The sequence below is a fragment of the Mesorhizobium sp. genome, assembly GCF_017306585.1.
GTDB lineage: Bacteria > Pseudomonadota > Alphaproteobacteria > Rhizobiales > Rhizobiaceae > Mesorhizobium.
Window position 1 is genome coordinate 26910 of sequence record NZ_JAFKIC010000112.1, and the last position, 25980, is coordinate 52889.

16 protein-coding genes are annotated in these 25980 nt (G+C 66.0%); 5 read left to right on the plus strand and 11 right to left on the minus strand.

From position 1 onward, the window contains the following. Complete coding sequence (locus J0I79_RS06690) at positions 1-2586, minus strand: DUF2235 domain-containing protein (protein WP_292855899.1); 2586 nt, start codon at positions 2584-2586, stop codon at positions 1-3. 332 nt (positions 2587-2918) lie between these two features. After that, complete coding sequence (locus J0I79_RS06695) at positions 2919-8330, minus strand: autotransporter domain-containing protein (RefSeq protein ID WP_292855901.1); 5412 nt, start codon at positions 8328-8330, stop codon at positions 2919-2921. Positions 8331-8639: 309 nt separating this feature from the next. Between J0I79_RS06695 and J0I79_RS06700 the strand changes: the two genes are divergently transcribed. Both J0I79_RS06700 and J0I79_RS06705 read left to right on the plus strand, forming a co-directional pair. Continuing rightward, positions 8640-9332 carry a DUF2270 domain-containing protein gene (locus J0I79_RS06700; RefSeq protein WP_292855902.1) on the plus strand — a complete coding sequence of 231 codons (693 nt, stop codon included), beginning with the start codon at positions 8640-8642 and terminating at the stop codon, positions 9330-9332. A gap of 227 nt (positions 9333-9559) precedes the next feature. Further along, positions 9560-11773 carry a cation:proton antiporter gene (locus J0I79_RS06705; RefSeq protein WP_292855962.1) on the plus strand — a complete coding sequence of 738 codons (2214 nt, stop codon included), beginning with the start codon at positions 9560-9562 and terminating at the stop codon, positions 11771-11773. 114 nt (positions 11774-11887) lie between these two features. Here J0I79_RS06705 and J0I79_RS06710 read toward each other — a convergent pair whose 3' ends face one another. Beyond that, entirely contained in the window at positions 11888-12031 is a 144-nt protein-coding gene (locus J0I79_RS06710) for a hypothetical protein (protein ID WP_292855904.1), read from the minus strand. Positions 12032-12406: 375 nt separating this feature from the next. On the opposite strand from J0I79_RS06710, the gene J0I79_RS06715 reads away from it, so the two are divergent. Together J0I79_RS06715 and J0I79_RS06720 are read left to right on the plus strand one after the other, a co-directional pair. Then, the gene (locus J0I79_RS06715) at positions 12407-14299 is read left to right on the plus strand and encodes an HWE histidine kinase domain-containing protein (protein WP_292855905.1); all 1893 of its coding nucleotides are present in this window, start codon (positions 12407-12409) and stop codon (positions 14297-14299) included. Positions 14300-14315: 16 nt separating this feature from the next. Then, positions 14316-14684 (plus strand): response regulator, encoded by a 369-nt coding sequence (locus J0I79_RS06720; RefSeq protein WP_292855907.1) that lies wholly within the window; start codon positions 14316-14318, stop codon positions 14682-14684. A 16-nt stretch (positions 14685-14700) separates the two neighbouring features. Here J0I79_RS06720 and J0I79_RS06725 read toward each other — a convergent pair whose 3' ends face one another. Genes J0I79_RS06725 through J0I79_RS06745 form a run of 5 tightly spaced genes read right to left on the minus strand, consistent with a single transcriptional unit; the run spans position 14701 to position 20390 of the window. Beyond that, positions 14701-15582 (minus strand): ABC transporter permease, encoded by an 882-nt coding sequence (locus tag J0I79_RS06725; protein ID WP_292855908.1) that lies wholly within the window; start codon positions 15580-15582, stop codon positions 14701-14703. After that, positions 15579-16553: an ABC transporter permease gene (locus tag J0I79_RS06730; protein WP_292855909.1), complete on the minus strand. Its 975-nt coding sequence runs from the start codon at positions 16551-16553 to the stop codon at positions 15579-15581. The genes J0I79_RS06725 and J0I79_RS06730 overlap by 4 nt, the downstream gene beginning before the upstream one ends. After that, complete coding sequence (locus tag J0I79_RS06735; protein WP_292855910.1) at positions 16550-18205, minus strand: ABC transporter substrate-binding protein; 1656 nt, start codon at positions 18203-18205, stop codon at positions 16550-16552. The genes J0I79_RS06730 and J0I79_RS06735 overlap by 4 nt, the downstream gene beginning before the upstream one ends. Positions 18206-18253: 48 nt before the next feature. Next, the gene (locus tag J0I79_RS06740) at positions 18254-19027 is read right to left on the minus strand and encodes a DUF427 domain-containing protein (RefSeq protein WP_292855911.1); all 774 of its coding nucleotides are present in this window, start codon (positions 19025-19027) and stop codon (positions 18254-18256) included. A gap of 10 nt (positions 19028-19037) precedes the next feature. After that, the gene (locus J0I79_RS06745; RefSeq protein ID WP_292855913.1) at positions 19038-20390 is read right to left on the minus strand and encodes an LLM class flavin-dependent oxidoreductase; all 1353 of its coding nucleotides are present in this window, start codon (positions 20388-20390) and stop codon (positions 19038-19040) included. Positions 20391-20584: 194 nt separating this feature from the next. On the opposite strand from J0I79_RS06745, the gene J0I79_RS06750 reads away from it, so the two are divergent. Continuing rightward, on the plus strand, positions 20585-22414 hold the full coding sequence (locus J0I79_RS06750; RefSeq protein ID WP_292855915.1) for an ABC transporter ATP-binding protein: 1830 nt from the start codon (positions 20585-20587) through the stop codon (positions 22412-22414). A gap of 209 nt (positions 22415-22623) precedes the next feature. On the opposite strand, the gene J0I79_RS06755 is transcribed toward J0I79_RS06750, so the two are convergent. The 3 genes from J0I79_RS06755 to J0I79_RS06765 are packed head-to-tail and all read right to left on the minus strand — an operon-like array spanning position 22624 to position 25887. Continuing rightward, complete coding sequence (locus J0I79_RS06755) at positions 22624-23316, minus strand: ABC transporter ATP-binding protein (RefSeq protein WP_292855916.1); 693 nt, start codon at positions 23314-23316, stop codon at positions 22624-22626. After that, on the minus strand, positions 23313-25031 hold the full coding sequence (locus tag J0I79_RS06760) for an ATP-binding cassette domain-containing protein (protein ID WP_292855918.1): 1719 nt from the start codon (positions 25029-25031) through the stop codon (positions 23313-23315). Before J0I79_RS06760 ends, J0I79_RS06755 begins: the two co-directional genes overlap by 4 nt. Next, a complete protein-coding gene (locus tag J0I79_RS06765; RefSeq protein WP_292855920.1) occupies positions 25018-25887 on the minus strand; it encodes a branched-chain amino acid ABC transporter permease in 870 nt (289 codons plus the stop codon). Before J0I79_RS06765 ends, J0I79_RS06760 begins: the two co-directional genes overlap by 14 nt. Positions 25888-25980 lie beyond the last annotated feature (93 nt).

Consider the following 25980-nt stretch of genomic DNA (forward strand, 5'->3'; position numbering starts at 1 on the left):
TCAGGGGAACACGTTCACCTTGCTGACGCTCACCTGGGCCGATCCCTGGTTGTTGTGGCGGTAGAAGAAGTCGTAGATGCCAGGCAACCCGACCACGGCATCGTTGACATAGACATAGAGCTCGCCCGACGTCTTGGGCTTGATTTCGGCGGCGAGCTTCATGTTCGCGCATTGGCCGGGGATCACCGGCTCGACGGCATTGAGGACATATTCGTCATTGCCGAACCGGCCGACGCGCGCGATCGGCTTGAAGTAAGGCTCCGCCCACCAGCGCTTCATCAGCGTCGCCAGATAATGGGCCACACTGCTCTCCTGGACGCCACGCGTATCCGCGCACAGGGCGCCGTCCTTCCAGGCGTCGGTGATCGAAATCTCGACCTTGTAGCGGACGCCCTGCTGCAGCCAGTTGCCGGTGTCGCCGCACATATCGGCGGTGTTGAGGACGTAGGGCGTTCCCGTCAGCCTTTCGGCACCGGTCGGATTTGTCGAGGCGGGTTCGGCACAGAAGGCCCCCATCGAATCCGCGACCTCGAACGTGGTCTTGTTGGCACCGAACAGCAGAAGAGCCGCCGACAGGGCCAGGAACACCGCCGGCAGCACATATTCCCGCAAATGTTCATAGACCGAGTTTGCGAAGCTGTTGGTCCGGATGGCGCGGGCAATGCGCAAGGATACGGGCGTTGGCGGCACGCCCGTGCGCGGCCCGCGCCGGCTGACCACCACAAAGGTGGCGAGGCAGCCGATGAAGCCTATGGCAAAGAGGCCGGCCGCATAGTTCTTGGCCAGCCCGAGCGCCAGGGCGCCGAAGCCGAGCACGACCGCCCCGATCAGCCAGGTGCGCCGATGCGCGTCGGACCGGTTGGATTGCAGCACCGCCGCCGTGCGGTCGATCGCGACGTTCCAGGCCGATCGCGCCCGGTCGTTGATGCGCGTGCGCAACAGCCCGTTGACCCACAGCAGAACGCCCAGGATGAGCCCCAGCCCCGCCGCCAGGATCGAATGCTTGGCCATGGCGTCCACCCACGGCGCGGCAATGCCCGGCAGGAACCCGCTGACCAGGCCGATCACCGGCCCGACAAGGCCAGCGGCGGACTGATCGAACCGGCCGGTGACGTCGAGCGTGACATAGCCGGCCAGCAGCGGAAACGCCAGCAGCAGCACGGCGATCGACAACAGGGCGTAATAAAGTCCCCTGCGCCACCACACCGTGTCGCGCATCAGCCGCATGAGTTCCAGGCGGCCGGCGGCATGCTGCGTACGGCTGCCGGCGCCATCGTCCTGAAGCAGGGCCAGCGCTTCGCGGAATTTCTTGTCCATGCCGGCCAGATTGCGTTTGCGCCCGGCCGGAAGCGGCAATTTGTCGGTGACGGCGGCCTTGCGCATCGTCATCCTGTCTTCGTCGGGCAGGCCCGTGAACGGCACCCGGGCGCCGAGCGGCGACAGCACCTCGATATGCTCCGGCAACGCGATCGGCGCGTAATCGTCGTTTCCCTTCGCCATGCGCATGATGACGCTGGCATCGACCAGTGGCGTCACGCCCTTGCCCATCAACTGCTTGGCGTCACGCGGATGGTAGCGATAGAAGACGCCGAGACCGGAACGGGAATCGTAGATGCGGCCGGCTTCGGATGCATAGTCCCAGTAGTCGGCGACCAGATCCTTCTTGAATTGCAGCCCCTGCTCGGCGGCCTCGCCGATCATCCAGCACAGCGGAATATGAGCGAGCCTGTCGTCGGGATAGCCGCCGCCGACATTGGCATGGCAGCCGGCGAACCAGACTTGCAGCAGGCGCGGATCGGCCACGTCGGCCCTTTCCAGGATAGCCGCATCCAGGACCGGGGCAGGCTCATTCCACGGGATCGGGAAGAATGTGCGCCGCTCGTCGTCGATGCTGAAGGCCTGCCGGGCACAGTCTATTCCATCGAGAAGGTCCCGCTTCTCGAATGTCATCGGCCAGACCCATTTGTTCACCGCCTTGGTCAATTCGTCGACCGGCAGGCCGTAGGCGGCGACCGTATCCCACACACCGACGAAGGCGACGCGGATCTCCTTGGCCGAGCGAGGATCGGGCACACGCGGCTTCACCTGGCTGTAGGCACGGCTTCCGGTGATTTCATTCCACAAGTCGACCGCCCGGTCGCGCACGAAGCGGGCGAACACCACCCAGGGCAGTTTCGACCCGAAGGCCTTCGGCCGGTATGCCCGATAGGCGGCAAGCGCGTTGCGGTCGAGTTCTTCTTCCGACTTGAAGTCGACCAGCCCTTCCCTGGCGATCATGCCGACCAGCACGCGGATGGTGAAGGCGCCGCGGCTGAAGCCGAAAGCGAATATCCGGTCACCTTCCTTGTAGTTGAGGCAAAGGAACTTGTAGAGCGCGAGCACCCGCCGCTTGACGCCGAAGCCGAGCGCCAGGCCGATGATCTCGAAGGGTTTGAACTGCGATGTGCCGACGCCGTCGCTGAACACGGCGATCTGGTCACCGCCGGTCAGGTCAAGCGCCTGGTAGAGCCGCCACACATTGGTCTTGAATGCCTTGGCGGCGCTGTTGCCGGTGCCGTCGGCGAAGACGACGATATTCCTGCCCATATCCTCCCCCTCTCAATGCTGCTCGTCGCGTGTCACTCCTGCCAGTTCATCATCCGCTCGCGCGACGGCCCGCCGCTTCTGCTTGCCGCATCTGGACCAGCAGCTTGCCTGCAATTTGTCCGATTTTCACACGAACCCCCAGTTCGTCGGCGTCACTATCCAACAACCGGAAAGGGCGCGCAAGTTGGCGGCGCAGTAAAATCGCGGCTTGACTTATGCCCGGGCAAATTCCCCGGGAATAAGATCCTGCGGGATGCTTTGCGCACTGCTTTCCGGCGCGGACGGGCGGCTGCATCCCGAAGCAACCAGCCCCGGCCGGAGGGATTGTGCCCTCAGAACCGCGTCGAGAAGCTTGCCTTGAAGGCATTTTCCATCGCGCCCGAGGCGAACTGGCCGTCATAGGTGAAGCCGAGCCGGCTTGCCCCGCCGATGGCGAGATCGACGCCGGCCTGCAGCGCCAGCGCATCCCTGGCGATCGGCACGCCTGTCACGGTGAAGTCGTTGCCGCCCGCGAACGACAGCTGCGCCGCCGGCAGGTCGGCGAAGGCATGCCGCCAACCGAGCGAGGCCCGCGCTTCCAGCGCCGAGCCGCCGAGCGTGAACGCCTGCGACACCCGGGCGCCCAATGTGGTGAAGGTGGCGTCGTTGCGGAAGCCGCCGGAAGACAGCGCCGCAGCGCCGCCATCCTCGCCGAAACCATCGGTCGAGAGATGGACATAGGCCAGCCCCGCGAACGGCTCGATCTTCATGGCGCCGACATCGAAGGCGCGCGACGCCTCGCCGAACACCTGCACGGTGCTCGCGCCATAGCTCGCCTTCAGCCGCTCGCTGAAGCCGGGAAAGGCCGGGTCGCGCGTGGTGTCGATGTCGTGATGGCTGTAGCCGGCGCCGAACTTCAGTTGCACCGTGTCGATCATGCCGCCGCCATAGGCTGCCAGATGCACGCTCGTCACCTTTGCCGAGGAGGCGCGGGCGTCGACATCGAGCGAAGTGACGCTGATGCCGCCGAGGAAGCCGAGCGTCCAGCCATCTGCTATGGTCGCGTCCGCGCCCGCGAAGAAGGCGCCGGTGCTGGCAACGACATCGGCGGCATTGCCGTCGCTGTCCAGCGAACGGACAAGGCCCGCGCCTTGCATCCAGAAGCCTCTCGCCCCGGGATAGGCGATCGCCGCGCCGGTGCGGCCCAGCGCTGCGTCGCGAAGCAGCCGGCTTTCATCGACAAGCAGGCCGGCCGTCGCGGCATGCACCTCGCCCGAAAGCTGGTCGAAGGCGTAGCGCGCGCCGTCGGCCGAGAGCGGCGCGATGGCGTTGTAGACCGGATTGCCGGCGCCGAGCCCCTCGATGCCGCCGGCCGCCGCCTTCTGGTTCGGCGTCTGCGCGACGGACGAGAAGTCGACGGCGTTGCGCGTTAGCGTCAGCACGACATTGTTGCCATCGTCGCCGGTATAGCTGACATCGGGCGTCAGGAAGGCGTAGGTGTGGGTGATGCTGGCGAACTGGCCGGTCACGGCGCCGGCGCCCTGATTGTCGATGATGGTGTAGGTCTGGCTCGGCTGCCAGCCGGTTCCGGTCAGTTCATGCAGGGCGAGCGTGCCGCCACTGACATCGACCGTGCCGGTCACCACCACCTTGTCGGCGCTGGTCGGATTGATCTCGACATCGAGCGTGCCGGCGAGCCTGTAATTGCCGTTGATGGTCTGCGTGCCGATCGAGGCGCCGGGGCCATGATGACCGCCGGCCTGGATCGTTACCGTGCCGCCGGCCAGCGTGCCGATCGTTCCGGTGCCGCCGAGCGTGGCGCCGCTCGCCACCACCACATCGGCCGAGCCCAGCGAGCCGTCTATCTGCAGCAAGCCCGCATTGACCGTGGTCGTGCCGAGATAGGTGTTGGCATCAGACAGGATAAGCTTGCCGGTGCCGTCCTTGGTGAAGCCGCCCTTGGCCAGCGCCCCGCCATCCGAGATGATCCCCGAAATCGTCTCGTCGAGATTGAGCGCGCCGGTCTTCAGCGTATGCGCGCCGAGCGCGATGTCGCCGGCGCCGGAGACGGAGCCCAGCGACACGCAATTGCACGCACCCGCCGCGTCGAAGGTCGAGATGTCGAGCTTGCCGCCGCTCTGGTTGATGACTTTGGCGGACGTCGAGGCATTGTCGCCCCGGAAAGCGGTGGTGCCGCCGCTCTCATTGGTGATGACCGCGCTGCCGGCGCTGCTGCCGGCCAGGAACACGGTCTTGCCATTGCCGTTGTTGGTGATGGCCGCCGTGCCCGCGCTCGACTGGTTGTCGAGCACGACCGAACCGTTCTGCGTCGAGATCGCCAGGCTGCCGGCGCTGACCGGGCCGGCGAAGCGCAGGCTGGGCTTCAGCGTTGCCGCCGGCGCGCCCGTCACCGAAACCCCTCCGGTGCCGAGCGCGCCGTTGGCCGCCGCAACGAGCTCGCCCTCCTTGATCGTCGTGCCGCCCTGGTAGGAATTGGCCGCGCCCAGTGTCAGCGTGCCGTCGCCGAGCTTGACGATGCTGCCGGTGCCGGAAATGCCGACATTGATGATGGCGTTGTTGACACTGGCGCCCGGATCGGCGGCGACGATGATTTCGGTGGCCGCCGAATTCGTCACCAGCGCGCCGCCCGCGCCCGCCGACAGCGTGTAGGTCCAGTTTGTCGGGTGCGACACGAAGCGCAGGCCCGTGAAGGTCTGCGAACCGACCACGCTGACCGTTCCGGGCGTGCCGGCGAACACCGCTTTCTGGCTCGCCCAGGCGGCGTTGATGTTGCCGGCGGCGTTCGTCCAGTTGGTGTTGGAGCTGTTCCACGTGCCGTTGCCGCCGCTCCCGTCGGCGACGCCGCTGGGGCTCATATTGGCGCCATCCCAGTACTGTTCTCCGGCACCCGTCGCCACCAGAAGGTTGACCACGCCGCTTCCCGCCTGGATCGACCAGTCGCCCGGGTTGAAGGTCGCCGGAACGCTGCCGATAACGAGGCCATTGTTGGTCAGGGTGCCACCATAGTTGGCGATGCGGTAGGTTCCGTAGGTGAAGCTGCCCGCATCGCTCACCGAGAGCTTGCCGTCCAGCGTCAGCGCGCCGGTGACGTCGAACAGCGGCGTGGTGTTGGCCGCGCCCAGCGAGACGTTGAGATTGGAGGTGTCGTTCAGCGTCAGCGAGCTCAGCGTCAGCGTTTGCCCGGCGACGCCTTGGAGTGTACCGCCATTGGCGATCGTGGTGGCGCCGACCAAACCGGTACCGCCGAGCGTTCCGCCCGAATTGACCTGGAAGGTGCTTGGCGTCATCGTGCCGTTGACGAGCAGCTTGCCGGCATTGACGTTGGTGGTTCCGGAGAAGCCGCTGGTGATGCTGGTGAGGGTCAGCGTGCCCGAACCCTGCTTGGTGAAGGTGCCGGTGCCCTCCATTCGGCCCTGATAGGTCGTGTCGGCCGTCGCGCCCGCGGTCAGGGTGCCGGTCCGGATTTCGAGCCTGCCATAGCCTGAGAGGTCGCCGACGGTCTGGTTGAACCCATTGAGGTCAAGGATACCGCCACTGCCGATGATCGCGCCCGTCGTCACCAGACGGTCGTTGCCGCCCAGGATCAGGCTGCCGATGGTCAGCTTCGTGCCGCCCGTATAGGTCTGCACGCTGTTCAGCGTCAGCGCGCTGGCGCTGTTGCCGCCCGACTTGTCGAAACTGCCCTCTCCCGAGATGACGCCGGAATATGATGTCGTGCCGCTGGAATAGAACACCAGCCTGGTGTGGTTGATGTAGTCGCCGGTCAACGTTCCGTTGCCTTGGAAACTGCCCAGGGTGAGCTGCCCGCTATTGATTGTCGTGCCGCCGGTATAGGTGTTGGTGCCGGTCAATGTGATGTTGCTGGTGCTGTCGATGATCACTCGCCCGCTGCCGCCGATCGCGCCGGCATAGCCAAGGCCCATGTCCGCCGAACGGTTGAAGATCAGCGTGCCATTGTTGTTCACGACCCCATCGCGGATACTGCCTGTCGTGCCGCCATTGCCGAGTTGCAGGACAGCCCCGGGGCTGATGTTGGTGACTGCGGAATAAGCGTTTTCGCTGGTGAAGATGGTGGTGCCGGCAAGGATGTTGACACTGGCGGGACCCGCCAGGGCGCCGAAGCCGGCGATGTTCGGCGCGAAGACGTAGTTGCTGGAGGTGTGATTGAAATTGATCGCCTGCGGTCCCGTGGCGGTACCGGAGAATATCACCTGTGCCGCTTCGAGCGTTCCCGGAGCCGCTGCCGGACTGCCGGCGGCCGCGCCGATGTTGAGCGTGCCGGCAGAGCCCGCAATCGCGCCGATGCCGACGCCGCCGGTACCGCCATTGACCCTGACGACGCCGCCGTCGGCGATCGTGAGCACACCATAGCCGGAAGAGCCGACAGTCAGGCCTTGTAGAGCGTTGGACGGTGAGCCGAGCGTGTTGCTGATCGTCCACAGCGAGCCCACCCCGGTCACCGTCACGGTATCGGCCGTCGCGGTGGTGGCGTCGCCGGCGCTGGAGATCGCCGTATAGCCGGTATTGAGCTTGCCGCCACCGGAGACGGTCACGGTGGCGGTCGAATTGGCGGCATTGCCGAGATAGAGCCGGTAGGGCGTGGTGAAGCTTGAGCCGGCGCCATCGATGGTGATCGCCGCCTTGGAACCGGCCGTGTTGGCGATACGGGCATCGCCGGAGAGATAGCTGCTGGCGGTGGAATCGATCAGCACCGTGCCGCCGGCAAGCACATTGAGTTCCGACGTCTGGCTGGTCGAGCCCATGGCCAGCGGCACGTTGTTGTAAACGCCGGTCAGCTTCCACTGCGAGCCGACGCCGGTGACGGTTACCTTGCCGTTGACGATGTTGCCGGGAGGCGTGCTCAGGATCGAATTGGCCGTGCTGGTCACTTGCCCGCCGCCCGAGATGAGCAGGGTGCCGGTGCCGACGCCGCCCACGGACAGGTTTTCGGTCATCCACTTGGCGTTGCCCGAAACCGTCGCCGTGCCGACACCCGAGGCGTTGCCGCCGACATAGCTGAGCTTGGTGGTGGCGGTGGCATTGTCTAGCAGCTGGAAATCGCCCTTGCCGGTAACGCCTATGATGAACTGGGCGATGCCGGCATTTGTCAGGGAGAAGTCGCTGCCGCTGCCGGTGACAATCAGCTGGCCGTCGGCGAGCGCCGAGCTCTCGCCGATCATGACATTGCCGCTGGACGACAGCTTGCCGCCTGCCTCGACCCGGACCCGGCCTACGGCGCCGGCATCGGCCGAGATCGACAGGGAGGAGTTCGTCCATTGCGAGCCGGCGCCGGTGATGGTGACCGTGCCCGAGGACGACGGATTGTTGGCCACGCGCGAACGGTTGGAGGTCACCTTGCCGCCGGCCGAAATGGTGAGCACGCCGGTGCCATAGTCGCCGACAGTGAGGTAGCTGGCGCTGACCCCCAGAGTACCGGCGCCGGTGACGACAAGCGCTCCGTTCGTGCCGGCCAGGCTGCCGATGGTGATGGTGTTGGCGAGCGCCCCGGCCGTGCTGATGGTGGCGGTGTTGACGCCGGCGGTGTTGATGGTGAGATCGTCGGCGGATGTCGGCACCGAGGACGGCGTCCAGTTGCTCGCGCTTAACCAGTTGTTCGAGGAACCGTTCCACGTCAGAGAGGCGCCCAGCGCCAGGGTTGAGCTGGAAACGAAGAGCGCCGCCAGGCCCGCGGTCAGCGCGTGCGATACGCGGCCCCTGGAGTGACGAGGCGTTCCATTGTCCATGCCGTTCCCCTGCCCTGCCGCGACATCCGCGCGGCCATCCGCTCGAACCGCAAGGATTTCCCCTGGGCGCGCCGGTCGGCGGCCCTTGCAAAAAGCTAGAGAGGCGCATGTCCGGTCGATACCGGCAGTTAGGGACAGATGCGGACAATTCGGGACATGGAGCGGCCCGAAGACACCCTGAGCCACAATGCGGACCGCTCGATCCGTGCGACCGGCCTGCGGATTGGTTCGGACTGCGAATCAGCAGGCGCCGTGACGGTCGCGAAACAAGATCGCCTTCAGCGCGTTTTATCGGGTTGGGAGGACGCCATGAACGATGCGCCGGCAACCCCCGTCGGCAGAGCGCTTTCGTCAAGCGAGCTGGTTACCGTCATGTCGCATTTCCATCGCGCCGAGATTGCCCGCATGGCCGGCTGGCGCGATCGCATCGACCGCACCAGCAACTGGGCCATCACCGTCGTCGCCGCCATGCTGTCGGTTTCGCTGTCGACGGCCAGCGCTCACCATGGCGTGCTCCTGTTCGCCATGCTGCTGGTCCTGCTGCTGCTGTGGATCGAGGCGCGGCGCTATCGTTTCTTCGATGTCTACCGCGCACGCGTGCGCCAGTTCGAGCGCCACTATTTCGCGCAGATTTTTTCCCCGCAGCCGGACTTCGCGTCGGACTGGCTGCTGGTCGTCGGCGAGAGCCTGCGCGCGCCAAAATTCCTGGTTTCGCAACGCGTCGCGCTGGCCCGCCGTTTGCGCCGCAACTACATCCACCTGATGCTGATCCTGCTGCTCGCCTGGATCCTGAAGCTGTCGACACCGAGCCTGCTTGATCAACATGCGCCGGTCGGATTCGTCGGTACGCTGCGCGAGGCCGTCGCCGCCGCCGCTTTGGGCCCGGTTCCCGGCGGGGCGATCGTCGCGCTGGTGACTGTTCTCTATGCCGGCCTGCTTGCCGCCGCCTTCCTGATGTCCGGTGACGATGGCGAACTGTCCTTCGGCGACGTCCATGTCTGATGTCAGAGCGCGGCATCTGGCATCAACATCCGGCAACGGCAGCCTGCAACGCAAACGCCGGCCGCGCGTTGTGATGGTCAGTCCGCCGCTGCACTTTGAGGGAACCCATGAACCGGCAACGGGCAACGAGGTCATACAGCGTTGCGGCAATCCTGATTCTGTCTGTTTTCCTGCTCGCGCCGGCCGGCCTCGCCCTCGCCGCGCAACCGGCCGGCCATGCCTCGGGCATGGGCGGCTCGGCTGAAGGGCTGTTCGTCGCCGAGATCGTGCTTCTGCTCCTGGTCGGACGCGGCCTGGGCGAGGTTTTCCAGCGCTACGGCCAGCCGGCCATCATGGGCCAGCTCATCGGCGGCATCCTGCTCGGCCCCTCGCTGTTCGGCCTGATATGGCCTGAAGCCCAGCACCTGATCTTCTCCACCGACCCGGCGCAGAAGAGCATGATCGACGCCGTCTCGCAGCTCGGCATCCTGCTGCTTCTGCTGCTGACCGGCATGGAGACGGATCTGCGCCTCGTGCGCCGCGTCGGAGCCGCCTGCTTCTCGATCTCGATCACCGGTGTCGTGGTGCCCTTCGTCCTCGGCTTCGTGCTGGCGCAGGCCCTGCCCGCTTCGCTGCTGCCCGACCCGAGCCAGCGCATCGTCGCCGGGCTGTTCCTCGGCACGGCGCTGTCGATCTCCTCGGTCAAGATCGTCGCCATGGTGGTGCGCGAGATGAATTTCATGCGCCGCAACCTCGGCCAGATCATCATCTCGTCGGCCATCATCGAGGATACGATCGGCTGGCTGATCATCGCCGTCACCTTCGGCATCGCCACCAATGGCAGCCTGCAGGTGCTGCCGCTCATCCTCACCGTGGCCGAGGTGGCGCTGTTCATGGTGTTCTCCTTCACCATCGGCCGCCGCCTCGTCTTCACGCTGATCCGCTGGAGCAATGATTCCTTCCGCAGCGAATATGCCGTCATCACGGTCATCCTGATCATCATGGGCGTGATGGCGCTGATCACCAACCTGATCGGCGTCCACACCGTGCTTGGCGCCTTCGTCGCCGGCATACTGGTCGGGGAATCGCCGATCCTGTCCGACCATATAGAGAGCCAGCTGCGCGGCATCATCACGGCGCTGTTCATGCCCGTGTTCTTCGGCATGGCGGGCCTCTCCGCCGATCTTACCGTGCTTGCCGACCCGAAGCTGGCGCTGCTGACGCTGGCGCTGGTGGCGATCGCCAGCGTGGGCAAGTTCGGCGGCGCGTTTCTCGGCGGCCGCTTCGCCGGCATGTCGCTGAAGGAGGCCACCGCCGTCGGCAGCGCCATGAACGCGCGCGGCTCGACCGAGGTCATCGTCGCCTCGATCGGCCTGTCGATGAACATCCTGTCGCACAACCTGTTCACGATGATCGTCACCATGGCCGTCATCACCACGCTCGCCATGCCGCCCATGCTGCGCTGGGCGCTCGGTCGCCTGCCGGTCGACAATGCGGAGAAGCAGCGCGTCGACCGTGAAATTCTCGACGAGCGCGGCTTCGTTTCCAAGCTGGAACGCCTGCTGCTGGTCGTCGACGACAGCCCGGCCGGGAAGTTCACGGCCTATCTTGCCGGGCTGGTCGGCGGTGGCGGCGGCATGCCCACCACGCTGTTGCATCTCAGGGACGGCAAGCTTGCCGGGCCGGGCGGCGACAAAGGTCCGGAGCGAACGTCAAGGGAGGTCAGGAAGGGCGCCGCCAGAAGCGCCAGGGCCGTCAGCAAGGCCGAGGACACGCTGGTCGACAAGGTCCATCTCACCGCCCGCACCGAGCTTGTGGCGAGCGCCGAAACCATCGCCGCAGAGGCGCGCAAGGGTTATGGGCTTCTGCTGACCGGGCTGGAGAACGCACTGACCGACAAAGGCGCCTTCAGCCCCACCCTGAACGAGATCAGCAGCGGCTTCGATGGCCCGCTGTGCCTGGTGCTGAACGGCGCCAAATCGGCGGGAAAGATGCCGGTGCTGCGCGCCGGCGCCACCATCCTCATTCCGGTCAACGGCACCGAGGTCGCGCGCCGCGCCGCCGACTTCGCGCTGGCGCTGGCGCGGCCGCACCGGGCTCGCGTCAAGGTTCTCTATGTCTCGCAAGGCAGGCAAGGGAGCCGGCCTGGCTCGGTCTCGCATCGCCGCGAGGAGGCCGTGTTGAAGGACATAGCCGATATCGCCGACCGCTACGGCGTTTCCATCGAAACCGCGATCCGAACCCGCGCCACGCCGGACAGGGCGATCGCCAGGGAGGTGACGAAAGGTGCTGCAATGGTGGTGATGGGCGTCACCCAGCGGCCGGGCGAAGAGCTGTTCTTCGGCGATACGGCGACAGCCGTGCTGGCGGTCGTCGCCTGCCCGGTCGTGCTGCTCGCCAGCGAGCGCGTCAGGCGCGCTGGAGCCGACACCGAAGAGACGGCAACAGAGATCGGTGCCTGATCCAACGGGGGCCTAGAGCAATTCCAGGAAAAGTGTGAAACGGTTTTCCGTCCGGAATTGCGTAAAAACAAAGAGTTAGAGCGGTTCGGCGATTCCATCAAACGCTGAACCGCTCTAGATGCCGAAGAACTGCCGCCCGATCATGTAGCCTAACGCCACCACGACGAGCGGGAAAAGCGCCGGCGCGACCTTGCTCAAAAAGGAGCTCTGCTGTTCTTTCGCCGGCGTATAGCGTGCATTGCCGAGATTTTTGGTCATTCCTACCTCTTGGCCGACCCCCGGGTCGACCATTTAATTAGTTATCGCTTATTAACAGCATGGCCGAATTAACGGTTCGCAAAGAAATTCGATCGAATAGGCGACCATCGCGGTACGTTGCGGTTAACCGGCTACCCGGAAAATCACCGCACCCAAGGAACCGAATGACCCGTCCCGGGGTTGTGGCGGTCGGGATACTATTCTTGTTCACCGAACCTGAGACAATACGGCCAGCTCGCGGGGTGCGAGGTCGTGCGGCCATAGGAAAGCAATAAGGCCGATCTCCTGACGTCGTGAGAACCGGCAGGCGAAAGCCGATCCAGAACGCGAACCAACGGCTCCTAGTTCAAGAGACGCCATCTTTCACGAGACGCCATGCCGGAAACCAGCACCAAGACCTTGACCGATCGCGACCTCGCCTTCCTGTCGGGCGGTGGGGAGCTTGGCTGCCTGATCGCGGCCTTCGACTGGTCCGCCACGTCGATCGGGCCGATCAGCGGCTGGCCGCAGAGCCTGAAGACGGCGACCTCGCTGATCCTGCGCTCCAGGGTGCCGATCGTCATGCTGTGGGGCGAGGACGGCGTCATGATCTACAATGACGGTTATTCCGAATTCGCCGGCGGCCGCCATCCGAGATTGCTCGGCTCCAAGGTTCGCGAAGGCTGGCCGGAAGTGGCCGACTTCAACGACAACATCATGAAAGTCTGTCTGGGCAAGGGCGAAACGCTTGCCTATCGCGAGCAGGTGCTGACGCTCAACCGCACCGGCAAGCCCGAACAGGTCTGGCTCGATCTCGACTACTCGCCGGTGCTCGACGAAAGCGGTCAACCGGCCGGCGTCATCGCCATCGTCATCGAGACCACCGACAAGGTTGCCGCCGAGCGCTGGCGCGCCAGCGAACGCGACCGCCAGCGCCAGATGTTCGAACAGGCGCCCGGCTTCATGGCCATGCTGTCGGGGCCGAACCACGTGTTCGAACTGACCAATGCCGCCTACATGCAGTTGGTCGGGCACCGCGACGTGATCGGCCTGCCCGTACGCCAGGCCCTGCCCGAAATCGAAGGCCAGGGATATTTCGAACTGCTCGACCGCGTCTTCACATCGGGAGAGGCCTTTATCGGCCACGCGCTGAAGGCCGAATTGCAACGCACGCCGGGCGCCCCGGTCGAGGATCGCTTCATCGACCTCGCCTACCAGCCGGTGCGCAACCCCGGCGGCGAGGTGATCGGTATCTTTGTCCAGGGCGTCGACGTCACCGACCGTCTGGTCGCCGAACAGGCGCTGCGCCAGAGCGAGCGCCGGCTGCAGCTGTCGCAGAATGCCGCCGGCATCGCGGCGCTGGAGCTCGACATCGCAAGCGGCATCGTCGTCGGCTCCGAGGGGTTCTGGGATCTGTGGGGCCTGTCGCCCCGCGACAGCGTGCACATCAGCGTTCTGGAAGACATCGTCGTGGCGGAAGACAAGGACGTGCGCTCCAACAGCGAGACGCGCAGGCAGGGCACCGCGGTACCCGCCGTCGAATACCGCATCCGCCGCGCCGACACCGGCGAGCTGCGCTGGCTGTCGCGACATATCGATTTCGTCTACGACGAGACCGGCAAGCCGGTCCAGATGTTCGGCGTCATGCAGGACGTCACCGACCGCCGCGAGGCGCAGGCGCGGCAGGAACTGCTGACCCACGAACTCGAGCACCGCATAAAGAACATATTGGCGATGGTCTCCGCCATCGCCTCGCAGACCTTGCGCAACAGCACCGACATCGCCGCGGCGAGCGCCACCTTCACCGAACGCCTGCGGGCGCTCGCCAACGCGCACGACATCTTGAACAAGACGCGCTGGACCAGCGCCTCGATCCGCGAAGTGGTCGACAACACCATCGCGACCTTTCCGGTCGAGCGCATAAAGGTCTCGGGACCGGCGCTGCCCATCAATCCCAAAATGGCGTTGACCCTGGCGCTTGCCGTCAACGAACTCGCAACGAACGCGTTGAAGTACGGCGCGCTGTCGACGCCGGATGGCAAGGTGACAATCGACTGGTCGCTGCGGCCTTCGGTCGAGCGGCCCGGCGAGGCGCGGCTCGTCTGGACCTGGCGCGAACGCGGCGGCCCGCCGGTGACGGCTCCCAGCCGGCGCGGCTTCGGCCGCTTCCTGATCGAGCGCGTGCTGGGCACGGATTTCGGCGGGTCTGTCGAGATCGACTACAATCCCGACGGCGTCGAATGCGTGTTGAACGCACCGGCACCCCAGTTGCCGACAGCGTCTTACTGACTACATAGAGCGTGTCATGAGTACTCAGCCTCCCGTCACAGTCCTCGTCGTCGAAGACGAGGCATTTCTGTTGTACGCAATCGCCGATGATCTGCGTGAGGCGGGGTTCGGCGTGCTGGAGGCCAGCAACGCCGACCAGGCTATCCACCTGCTGGAGACCCACAAGGACATCGCGATCCTGTTCACCGATATCGACATGCCCGGCTCCATGGACGGGCTGCGCCTGTCGGCGGCCGTGCGCGACCGCTGGCCGCCGGTCAAGATCATCATCACCTCGGGCAAGCAGCAGCCGGCCCGGGATGCGATGCCGAACGGCGGCGTCTTCCTGCCCAAGCCCTACGCCCCGGCAGCCGTGGCCGCCACCATTCACGGCCTGCTGGGCTGAACTGCGGTCATCTGCGTCACTTGTCGCTGTTCTCGAAGGCGCCGATGCCTTGCGCGATCAGGTTGGTGGCCATGACCAGCGAAATGATCGCGGCCGAATTGAACACCACCACCCACCATTTGCCGCCGGTGAGAAAACCGTAGCCGTCGGCGATCGCCAGTCCCCAGTCGGCCGAGGGCGGCTGGATGCCAAGGCCGAGGAAGCTCAAGGTCGCGATCGAGAAGAAGGCGTAGCCGAGCCTTGTGATCAGCTCGATCAGGATCGTCTCGCGCACATTGGGCAGGATCTCCAGGAACATGATCGCCAGCCGTCCCTCGCCCGCCAGCCTTGCGGCGCTGACATAGTCGCGCTCGCGCTGCTCGCGCGCCGCCGTGCGCACGGTGCGCGCCACCAGCGGCGCGTAGGCGAGCGCGATCACCGCGATGACGGTGAGGTTGGACGGGCCGACCGCCACCAGCGCCATCGTCACCAGCACGATGAAGGGCAGCGACATGACGGCGTCGAGTAGCCGCGCGCCGACCGCGTCGACCACGCCACCAAACGTGCCGAGCACAAGGCCGATGACGCTGCCGGCTGTGACGCCGGCCAGCGTCGCCAGCGGCGCCACCAGCAGGATGTCACGCGAGCCGACGACGATGCGCGAAAGCACGTCGCGGCCGAGCTGGTCGGTGCCGAACCAGTGCACCGCGTCGGGCGGCGTCATCATGGAGAGGAAGTCCTCCGCATAGGGGTCGAACGGCACGAATTGCGAGCCGAACACCGCGCAGGCGATCCAGAACAGCAGCACCGCCGAACCGATCACGGTCGATGGCGCGAGGTCAGGCAGGAAGCCGCGCAACCTGCCGGCCAGGGAGAGCCTGATGTCGCCGCGCATGGGAGATTGCGCCAGATCGGTCATGGCGCGCTCCGCCGCCGCTGGCGCGGGTCGAGCAGCGCTTGCAGGAGGTCGCCGATCGCCGCGGTCGAGACGAAGATGGTGGCCATTACCAGCACGCCGGCCTCCAGCATCGGAAAGTCGCGCGCCTTGGCCGCACTCAGCACCAGATTGCCGAGGCCCTGTATGCCGAACAGCGCCTCGATGACCACCAGCCCGCCGAGCAGGAAGCCGCTTTGCGTGGCGATGACGGCGACCGTCGGCACCAGCGCGTTGCGCAGCACATGCTTGAACAGCACCTGCGCCGGGCTCAGCCCCTTCAGGATCGCGGTGCGCGTATAATCGGCCGCGCGCGCTTCGATCACCCCGGCCCGCGTCATGCGAGCGACATAGCCGATGAGATTCAGCACCAGCGGCAGCGCCGGCAGGATGAGATAGTAGCTGGTCGTCCAGAACCCGGCCGCCTGCGGCGCCGCGCCCGTGATCGGAAACCAGGCCAGCCAGAGGCCGAACACCATCAGCAGCAAGAGGCCGGAGACGAAATCCGGCACGATCGAGAGCGAAACGCCGGTGAGCACGATCAGCCGGTCGAAGAGGCTGCCGGCGCGCAGGCCCGCGACGACGCCGGCGCCGATGCCGATCGGCACCAGGAACAACAGGACGACGCCAGCAAGGGCGGCGGAATTCCTGATGCTCTCCAGCACGAAAGGCGCCACCGGCGCACGCATCGACAGCGAGTCGCCGAAGTCGCCCGTGATCGCCTTGCCGAACCAGTGCCAGTACTGCACGAGAACAGGCTGGTCGGTGCCGAGCTTGCGGTTCAATTCGGCCACCGCCTGCGCGTCGGCGAACGGCCCGAGCATGACGCGGCCGACATCGCCGGGCAGTACCTGCCCGGCGAGAAAGACCAGCGCGCTGACCAGCCACAGCGTAAGCAGCAGCGAGCTCGCTCGAACCACCAGGGGCCGGACAATCGCTATCCCCGCGATGCTCACACGAACGACACCTTGTCGAGCAGCAAATGCGAGATCGCGGTGAAGCGCACGCCTTCGACCTTCGACGAAACGATGCGGCTGTACTGCGAGAAATAGCCGATGATCAGCGGCGTCTCGTCGAGCAGCAGCGTCTGGATCTTGCCGGCCGCCACACGCTGTGCCTGCAGGTCTCGCGCCTTGCCGTAGTCGATCAGCAGCGCGTCATAGTCCGGATTGTTGAAATGCGCCGCGTTCCAGGCGCCCGAACTCTTCAGCGTCGCGTTGAGGAAGATGTCGGGCGTGCCCCGATGGCCGAAATCGGTGATGCCGAGGTTGGAATCGAGCCATGGCGAGGAGCCGAAGGTCGCCGAGCCGTAATAGGCATCCTGCGGCAATACGTTGAGCTTGATGTCGATGCCAGCCTTCTTGGCGAAGTTCTGGATCAGCACGGCATAATCGGGAATGTCGTAGGCCCGCTCGGTGGTCAGCGTCACCTGGAAACCGTTCGGCACGCCGGCCTCGCCGAGCAGCCGCTTGGCCTCCTCGATATCCTGTTTGCGCTGCGGCACCGACGGGTCGGCCGACGGAAAGATCGGCGCGAACGGCGTATCGTTGCCGACGATGGCGCGGCCCTTGAGCAGGCCTTTCACCACCGCCTCGCGGTCGATGGTCAGCGCCAGCGCGCGGCGGATGCGCTTGTCGGTGAACGGCGCCTGGTCGGTTCTCAGATGCACCTGGTCGTGCGAGCTCGCCTGCACGCTGAGCAGCTTGAAGTTGGGATTGCCCTCGATCGCCAGTTCCAGGCGCGTGGTGCTGGGGATGACGTCGAGCTGGCCCGCCTGCAGCGCCAGCACCTGCGCCTGCTCGTCGTCGAAGAACTTGATCTCGACGCGGTCGGGCAGCGCCTTGTCGCCCCAGTACTCCTCATTGCGCACGAAGCTCGCGCCCTGCTTGGGACGGAAGGATTCGAACTTGAACGGGCCGGTGCCGATGAAATTCTTTTCGAAATCGCCGGCATAGTCGGCCGGCAGGATGACGGCGTTGAACACGTCGGACGAGACATAGAACGGGAAATTGCTGTTGGGCTGGTCGAGGTCGAAGGCGACCGTCTCGTCGTCAACCAGCTTGGCGCCGCCCTTCGATAGGATGCCCTTGTAGGCCGACAGCGCGCCGGAGCCGGTGCTCGGATCGACAAGCCGCTCGAAGGTCGCGACCACATCCTTGGCGGTGACCGCGCGGCCGTCGTGGAATTTCACGCCGGGCCTCAGCTTGAAGGTCCAGCGGCTGGCCGTCTCGTCAGCCTCCCACGATAAGGCAAGCTTCGGCTGCAGCCCATCCTTGGGATCGTCGAGGATGAGATATTCGCCGACCTGGCTGATCACGCCGATGCTGGCCGGATCGGTGACCGTCACCGGGTCGATCGCCTTGGTCGGCTGGCCGAGGCCGACGCGCACCGTGCCGCCGCCGGCACCGGCGGCGCGAGCAGTCCCCGGCGTGAACAGCCCTTGCGAGGCGGCAAAGCCGGTGAGGCCGAGGAGCGCGGCGTATTTCAGGAGATCGCGGCGCTTGAGGAAGCCCTGCGCATATTCATCGACGGCGACATTCCAGATGTCGCGGGACGGATTGCGGGGGGACTGGCCGCGCACGAGATCGATGTCGGAACGTTTCGTCATTGTCTGTCTCTCATGAAATGGGATTGGTGGAATGTGAGCGGGCCGCCGTCAGGCCGGTTGGCCGTCGAGGTGGATGCGGTCGACCGCTTGCGGATAGAAGGCGATCAGGCCCTTGATCTTGGCCACTTCGTCGATCGGCTCGCGGTAGCTCCAGGCGATATCGGGGCGGATCGAACCGTCCTTCAGGATGCCGGACCAGTAGGAGGCGATGCCCTTGTAGGGACATCGCGTCGTGGAAACCGAGGCCGCCAGCCGGTCGAACCGGATATCCTCGGCGGGCAGGTAGAAACGCGTCGGCAGATGGGTTTCGAACAGCAGCACCGGGCGGTGGCTGTCGGCGATGATCTCGCCATCGAACCAGACCTGCACGTGGCTGGCGCTTTGCAGCACATCGATGCGCGCATAGGGATCGCGGGCGTGGACGAAGACCTCCTCTTCCTCTTCGAACCATTGGTCGACCGCCTTCCAGGTGAAGGCGATGCGGCCGGCGAGCGGCGCGAGGTTTTCATCCGGCGGCGCCGTGAACGACCAGGCCGCGTTGGCGGCGCGCCTGTCGCCGCTGTCGATATCCCAATAGGCGGTCTCGCCGCCCACCGGATGCGGCTCGCGATGCGCGGACGGCTTCAGTACCGATGGATCGACCGAGGACGGCGGGAAGAAATAGATCGGCAGGAAATGGTTGGAGCGCAGCACCAGCACATTGCGGCTGTCGGCGATGGTGCGGCCGCCGGACTTGACGCGGATGCGCTTGGGACTGTGGAGCACGTTGACGAGGCGTGGAGCGGTGGCTTCGCGGGGCTGAAGGTTGGGCGCTGCGGTCATGGTCGGGTCCTCAGGATACGGCGCGCTGATTGGCGCGTTGCTCGGCGAAACGGTTGGCGGGGCGGGCAAGGCCGAAGCGGTCGCGCAGTGTGCCCGGGGCGTATTCGGTCGGCACGACGCCGCGCCGCTGCAGTTCCGGCACCACCTGTTCGGCGAAATTCACCCAATCCTCGGGCAGCAGCGGGAACATCAGGTTGAAGCCGTCGCAGGCGCCGGAAACGAACCAGTCCTCGAGCTGGTCGGCGATCTGCCGGGGCGTGCCGGCGACCGTCGGCACCGAGCCGCTGTTGGCGAGCTTGCGGGCGATCTCGCGCAAGGTGAGGTTCTCCCGCGACCATTGCTTGACGCGATTGAGCGAGGTGCGCCCGCCATTGAACGTGCTCTCGTCCGGCAGCGGCGGCAGCGGCCCGTCGGGCGGATAGACGGAAAGGTCGATGCCGCTCCAGCTCGACAACAGGTCGATGCCGACCTGGTCGGGCAGCAGCGTCTGCAGATACTCCTGCCGTGCTCGGCCCTCGGCTTCCGAAGCCGCCACGATCGGCAGGATGCCGGGCAGGATCTTGAAGCTTTCCGGCCGCCTGCCGTGGCGCGCGAGCCGCTCGTTGATATCCTGCCGGTACTTGATGCCGTCTTCCCTGGTGCTGAAGATGGCGAAATGCACGTCGGCCTGCGCGGCGGCGAAATTCTTGCCGTCCTCGGACGATCCGGCCTGGACGATCAGCGGATGACCCTGCGGCGGCCGCGACACGTTGAGCGGCCCGCGCACCTTGAAATGTTTGCCCTTGTGGTCGATCGGATGGACCTTGTCGGGATCGGCGAAAAAGCCCGTTTCCTTGTCGATGAGGAGCGCCTCATCCTCCCAGCTGTCCCACAGCGCCTTGACGATATCGAGGAACTCGCCGGCCCGCTCATAGCGGAAGGCGTGCTCGATATTGCCGTCGCGGCCGAAATTGCGCGCCTCCTCGTCCATGGCGGAGGTGACGACGTTCCACGACGCCCTGCCCTTGCTGATATGGTCGAGCGAGGCGAACAGCCGCGCCACATTGTAGGGCTCGCTGTAGGAACTCGACGCCGTGGTGATCAGGCCGATATGTTTGGTCACGCCCGCCAGCGCCGAAAGCAGCGTCAGCGGCTCGAGGCGCGCATTGGCGTAGTGGGCGACGCCGCTTTTCACCGAATCCCAGATCGACACGTGGTCGGCGACGAAGATGGTGTCGATGCGCGCGCGCTCGGCCGCCTGCACCAGCTCGCGGTAATAGTCGAAATCGAGCACTTCGCGGCCCGGCGCACGAGGATGGCGCCAGGCCATGCGGTGGTCGCCCTGCGGATTGAAGAAGAACGCGCTCAGGATCAGGTGCGACATCTCGATCTCCCTTTTTCGGTGCGGAAAACCGCCGGCGCGACGGCGTGTGGCCGGCGCCTGAAAATCTTCCTGTCCTTGAAAGTTAGATTGCGCTCAGACTTAATTCGAGTAATTTTATAGAGATTGTTCTAATTGAAAGCGGAAGCGATTTCCCAAGATCGCGCCGCACGCAGAAAGTGGTTTCCGGTCCTTCCATGTCCTCCTCTTCGCCCATCCCTTCCCCGGTCCTAAACGTCGAGAACCTCACGGTTTCCTACAGGGGCGCCGGGCGCATCCATCGCGCGGTCGATGACATTTCGCTCCGCATCGGCCAGGGCGAAGCCCTTGGACTGGTTGGTGAATCCGGTTCCGGCAAGAGCTCCGTGGCGCTGGCGGTGCTGCGCTATCTGCCCAGGCACGCCCGTGTCGAAGCCTCGCAGCTGGCCTTCGAGAACCGCGAGATCCGCGACCTCTCGGCCGACCAGTTGCGCCGGCTGCGCGGCGACCGCATCGCCGCCGTCTACCAGCATCCGGGCTCGGCGCTGAACCCGAGCATGACCATCGGCGGCCAGATCACCGAGACGCTGCTGCGCCATCGCCCCATGCATCATGACGAGGCGCGGGCGCGAGCCGCGCAACTGCTCGGCCGCGTGCGCGTCGCCAATCCCGAGCGCGTGCTGCGGCTCTATCCGCACGAACTGTCGGGCGGCATGCAGCAGCGCGCCAACATCGCGATCGCCATCGCGCTCGACCCGGCGCTGCTGGTGATGGACGAGCCGACGACAGCGCTCGACGCCAGCGTCCAGTCCGAGATCATCGCCATCCTCGATGATCTCAGGCGCGAGCACCGCACCTCGATTCTTCTGATCAGCCACGACATCAACCTGATCCGCCGCTCCTGCGACCGCGTGTCGGTGATGCAGTCCGGCTCGATCGTAGAAACCGGCGTGGCTGCTGAAGTGTTCGACAACCCGCGCCACGGCTATACCAGGGCATTGGTTGCGGCGATCCCGACGCTTCACCGCACCAAGCGCGACGGCCGACTGGCCGAGGATGCCAGCCCCGTCGATCTCGCCGCCGACGCGCCGGTCACGGCCGCAGGAGATAGCGCTTCCCCCGCGCGGCAGCGCGAGATTGCCGTCTCCTGCCGAGGCATAAGACAATCCTTCGGCGGCCAGCCGGTGCTGCACGGCATAGACCTCGACATCGCCGCCGGCGAAACCTTCGGGCTGATCGGCGAGTCCGGTTCCGGCAAGTCGACCCTGGCGCGCATCGTCACCGGCCTGCAGCCGCCGACGGCGGGCAGCGTCGACCTGTTCGGCAGGACGGTGGCGCCGCTGGTCGAACGGCGCCAGCCAGGCGAACGGCGCGACGTGCAGATGGTGTTCCAGTCGCCCGACCGCACCTTGAACCCGCGCCAGCGCATCGGCCGCATCCTTGGCAGGCCGCTGCGGCGGCTGGCCGGCCTGCCCCGCCGCGCCGTGCCGCAGCGCATCAGTGACCTCCTGGCCTCGGTGCGCCTCGCGCGCACCACAGCGCGGCAGAAGCCCGGCACGCTGTCGGGCGGCCAGCGCCAGCGCACGGCGGTCGCCCGCGCCTTCGCCGGCCTGCCGAGGCTGGTGGTGCTGGACGAACCGACCTCTGCGCTCGACGTGTCGGTGCAGGCAACCGTGCTGAACCTGCTCAACGACCTGCAGAGAAGGCAGGACACCGCCTATCTCTTCATCAGCCATGACCTCAGGGTCGTGCGCTACATGGCCGACCGCATCGGCGTGCTCTATCGCGGCCGGCTGGTCGAGACCGGCTCATCGGACCAGATTTTCGCCGGCCCCAACCACCCCTACACGCAAATGCTGCTGGAAGCGTCCTCGCATGACGGACCGGCCGCGACGGTCGCGGAGGCGTCGCCCGCCATCGAAGCCGGTGCATCCGGCTGCGCCTTCGCCGGTCGCTGTCCGCTGGCCGACGACGCCTGCCGCACGGCCGAGCCCGTGGCCCGCGAGGTGGCACTAGGGCATTTCATCGCCTGCTGGAAACGCGCCTGAGCGATCCGTCTGCTGTGGTTTTTTTCGAAGAGGACCCCCACCCTTAATCCCTCCCCACAAGGGGGAGGGAGACTTGGTAGGCGCTGATCTCCGCAAGTTGCCTAGGCTCCATGCCAAACGGGTGGCATGCGGCAGCGTTCCCTCCCCCTTGTGGGGAGGGTTAGGGTGGGGGTCCTTCTTCGTAAAAACTCCTTTTGAGAGTATCTACGCTACCCGCCGAGATAGAGCCGGTGCAGTTCGTCCGGCGACTTCAAGAGCTTCAGGCAGTCGCCGTCATGGACGACGCGGCCGCGCCGCATGACATAGGCGCGGTTGCCGATCGACAGCGCCAGTGCCGCGAATTGCTCGACCAGCAGCACCGCCAGACCGTTGTCGGCGAGCTTGCGCACCGCGCTCATCAACCGCGTGACGATCACCGGGGCCAGCCCCGCCGACATCTCGTCGATCAGTAGCACCTTGGGCCGCGTCAGCAGGGCGCGCGCGATCACCAGCATCTGCTGCTCACCGCCCGACAGCAGGCTCGCCTTCACATGGCGCCGCTGCACCAGTTCGGGAAACAGCGCATAGGCCTCGTCGAGATCGGACCCCGCATGCAGGCTGACCCGAAGGTTCTCCTCGGTGGTGAGCTGACGGAACACGGTGCGCCCCTGCTCGACATGGGCAAGGCCTTCGCGCGACCGCACGCCCGGCCGGGCCTTCTGTATCTCGCGGCCGTCGATTTCGATGGTGCCGCCGGCGACCGGGATGATGCCCGACAGGCCTTCGAGCAGCGTCGTCTTGCCGGCGCCATTGGCGCCGAGCACGACGCTGATGGCGCCGCTTTCGACCGCTATGTCGAGCGACGACACCACAGGCAATTCCGAGCGGTTGATCGACAGGTTGGAAACGACGAGCCTGCTCATGCCGCCACGCTCTCTTCCTCGCTGCCGAGATAGGCCTTCTTCACCGCGCCCTGCTCCAGCACCCTGGCCGGCGGGCCGGACGCAATGACACGGCCGAAATCGAGCACGGTCACCTCGGAGCAGACCGCCCGCACCAGGTCCATGTCATGCTCGACCAAAAGCACTGCCGAGCCGAACAGCCTTGGTATTTCGGCGATGCGTTGCCCCAGCCGCACGCTCTCCTCATGCGACTGGCCTGCCGCCGGCTCGTCGAGCAGCACCACGGCAGGCCGCGCGGCGACGACGCCGGCGACATCGAGCAGGCGCCTGGTGCCGGCATCGACCGAGACCACCAGCGTGTCGGGATCGGGACAGTCGAGCCAACCCAGGATCGCTCTGGTCTCTGCTGCCGACAGGCCCTTCGCGGCCAGCGCGAGATAGCCGCCGACGGTGAGTTCCGGTGCGATGCGGTTGGTCTGCCAGCTGCGGCGCACGCCGGCACGGGCGCGCAGATGCGCCGGCATGGCCTCAAGCGGCGTGCCGGCCAGTCTGATGCTGCCCTCATAGCTCGAAAGGAAGCCGGCGACGGCGTCGATGAAGGTCGACTTGCCCGCGCCGTTCGGCCCGATCAGCCCGGCCACCGTGCCGGCGGCAACGGTGAGGCTCACATTGTCGAGCGCCACGACGCTGCCATAGCGCACGGTGAGTTTGTCGATGGCCAGCGCCGGTCCGGCCGGACGCTCGATCGGCGCCGGCAGGTCGCTTGCCGGCGCCGAGGCGCCAGCCCTTGTCCGCGCCGGCAGCAGCTTGCGCAATTGCCGGCGGAAGGTTTCGCTCATCGTCTCGCCCGTCGACAACGCCTGCGTGGCGCCGATGGCGAACAGCACATTGCCGATATCCTGCGGCAAATCGAGCCGGCGCAGGATTTCCGGGAACATCACCACCAAGAGCCCGCCGATGATGGCGCCCTCGGCGAAATGCGCGCCGGTCATGACCGCCACCGCGTAAAGCGACAGCGACTGCATCATGCTGAAGTTCTCCGAGACCAGCGTGCCGAGATAGCCGGCGAGCAGCCCGCCGGAAATGCCGGCGACGAAGGCCGAGATGGCGAAGGCCGACAGCTTGGCGGTGGCGATGCTGACGCCATGCGCGGCCGCCGCGCGTTCGGAGTGCCGCACCGCCAGCCAGGAGGCACCGAGCCGCGAGCGGCTGAGGATTTCGAGTATCACCGCGATTGCCGCGTAGAAGAGGAGCACGAAGACGAAATAGCCCTCGTCGCTGTCGAACAGTTCCGGCCGCGGCACCTGCAGGAAATCGGTCTGGCCGGGATAGGTCATGGTCGCCAGGATCGTGTCGAAGGCCGTGGCGAAGGACAGTGTGACAATGGCAAGGTTGATGCCGCGCAGCCTGAGCGCAGGCAGGCCGATGGCGATGCCGAGTGGCACCGCCGCCAGCCCGCCGATGAGGATCCAGACCGGCAGTCCGCCCGGCGCTTCGGCAAGGTTGAGATAGCCGACGGTCCAGGCGCCGACGCCGGCGAATGACATCTGGCAGAGCGCGATCATGCCCGTGCGCCCGGCGACGAGGCCGAGGCTTTGCAGCGCCACGCCGGTGATCAGCACCGAGGTGGCCAGGAACACCCAGTAGGATGGCAGGAGCCCGAGCCAGGCGACGGCGCCGGCCACAAGCGCCACGGCGATGATGGTCAGCGAGGCCTTCAGATTAGCGCGCTTCATCCCAACGGGCCTCCCGCTGCGACCACAGGAGAACGGCAAGCACGACCAGGAACGGGATGGCGCTGCGGTACTGGCTGACGCTGTCGATGGAACTCGCCATGCCTTCGACAAGGCCAAGCACGATGCCGCCGGCAAGCGTGCGCCAGAAGGAGCGGAACAGGCCGACTAGGGCCGCCGCCAGCGCCGGCACGACAAGCAGGCTGAGCGTCATGAAATTGGGCGAGCGCTGCGGCGCGATGATCATCAGCGCGAAGGTCGTGAAGGCGCCGGTCATGCCCCAGACCAGCAGCGACAGAAGCTGCACCCTGATGCCGAGCAGTTCGGCCGCCATCGGCCGGTCGGCCAGCGCGCGCAGGTTGAGCCCGACCTTGGTTCTGTTGAGGAACAGGTCGGCCAGGATGGTGAACAGTGCCGCCAGCCCGATGGTCAGCACCGAGGCGATCGTCACCTCGACGCCGGCCATGCGGAAGGCGGAGCCAGGGAACAGTTCCGGCATGTTGTGCGGATGCTGGCCGCCGGTCAGCCGCAGCCCGATGGCGATGACGCCGACCAGAAGCGCCACGGTGACCGCCGCCTTGGTCGAGGCGCTGGCCTCGCCGAACCAGCGCGTCATGATATAGCCGATGGCAACGCCCACCAAAGTGCCGGCCGCGATGCCCGCCGCGACCGAGGGCCAGATCGGATATCCGGCCTCGTAAAGCGCGATCAGCACGAAGGTACCGGCCGTGCCGATCGCGGCCCCGGTGAAATTGACCACGGCGACCAGCCGGTAGGTGAAGACGGCGCAGACGCCGAGCAAGGCATAGGTGCCTCCGGCGGTCAGCCCCGCCACGGCTGAAGTAAGCAATGCGTTCATGTGGTTTCCAGTTGGCACAAATGGCAGTCTTCGAGCCGGCCGTTGCCGAGGCCGGCGCCGCCCCTCATTGTCCTGCCGGATATTTCTCTCCGT

Excerpts from the sequence above, each read along its gene's own strand:
- J0I79_RS06745 (WP_292855913.1), bottom strand. The coding sequence starts at position 20,390 with ATGTCGCACCTGATCCTGAGCGCGTTCTTCTTCAATCCGCAGGGCGAC.
- J0I79_RS06720 (WP_292855907.1), top strand. The coding sequence starts at position 14,316 with ATGAGTACTCAGCCTCCCGTCACAGTCCTCGTCGTCGAAGACGAGGCA.
- J0I79_RS06710 (WP_292855904.1), bottom strand. The coding sequence starts at position 12,031 with ATGACCAAAAATCTCGGCAATGCACGCTATACGCCGGCGAAAGAACAG.
- J0I79_RS06695 (WP_292855901.1), bottom strand. The coding sequence starts at position 8,330 with ATGGACAATGGAACGCCTCGTCACTCCAGGGGCCGCGTATCGCACGCG.
- J0I79_RS06705 (WP_292855962.1), top strand. The coding sequence starts at position 9,560 with ATGGGCGGCTCGGCTGAAGGGCTGTTCGTCGCCGAGATCGTGCTTCTG.
- J0I79_RS06735 (WP_292855910.1), bottom strand. The coding sequence starts at position 18,205 with ATGACGAAACGTTCCGACATCGATCTCGTGCGCGGCCAGTCCCCCCGC.
- J0I79_RS06725 (WP_292855908.1), bottom strand. The coding sequence starts at position 15,582 with ATGACCGATCTGGCGCAATCTCCCATGCGCGGCGACATCAGGCTCTCC.
- J0I79_RS06765 (WP_292855920.1), bottom strand. The coding sequence starts at position 25,887 with ATGAACGCATTGCTTACTTCAGCCGTGGCGGGGCTGACCGCCGGAGGC.
- J0I79_RS06715 (WP_292855905.1), top strand. The coding sequence starts at position 12,407 with ATGCCGGAAACCAGCACCAAGACCTTGACCGATCGCGACCTCGCCTTC.
- J0I79_RS06740 (WP_292855911.1), bottom strand. The coding sequence starts at position 19,027 with ATGACCGCAGCGCCCAACCTTCAGCCCCGCGAAGCCACCGCTCCACGC.
- J0I79_RS06750 (WP_292855915.1), top strand. The coding sequence starts at position 20,585 with ATGTCCTCCTCTTCGCCCATCCCTTCCCCGGTCCTAAACGTCGAGAAC.
- J0I79_RS06755 (WP_292855916.1), bottom strand. The coding sequence starts at position 23,316 with ATGAGCAGGCTCGTCGTTTCCAACCTGTCGATCAACCGCTCGGAATTG.
- J0I79_RS06700 (WP_292855902.1), top strand. The coding sequence starts at position 8,640 with ATGAACGATGCGCCGGCAACCCCCGTCGGCAGAGCGCTTTCGTCAAGC.
- J0I79_RS06760 (WP_292855918.1), bottom strand. The coding sequence starts at position 25,031 with ATGAAGCGCGCTAATCTGAAGGCCTCGCTGACCATCATCGCCGTGGCG.
- J0I79_RS06690 (WP_292855899.1), bottom strand. The coding sequence starts at position 2,586 with ATGGGCAGGAATATCGTCGTCTTCGCCGACGGCACCGGCAACAGCGCC.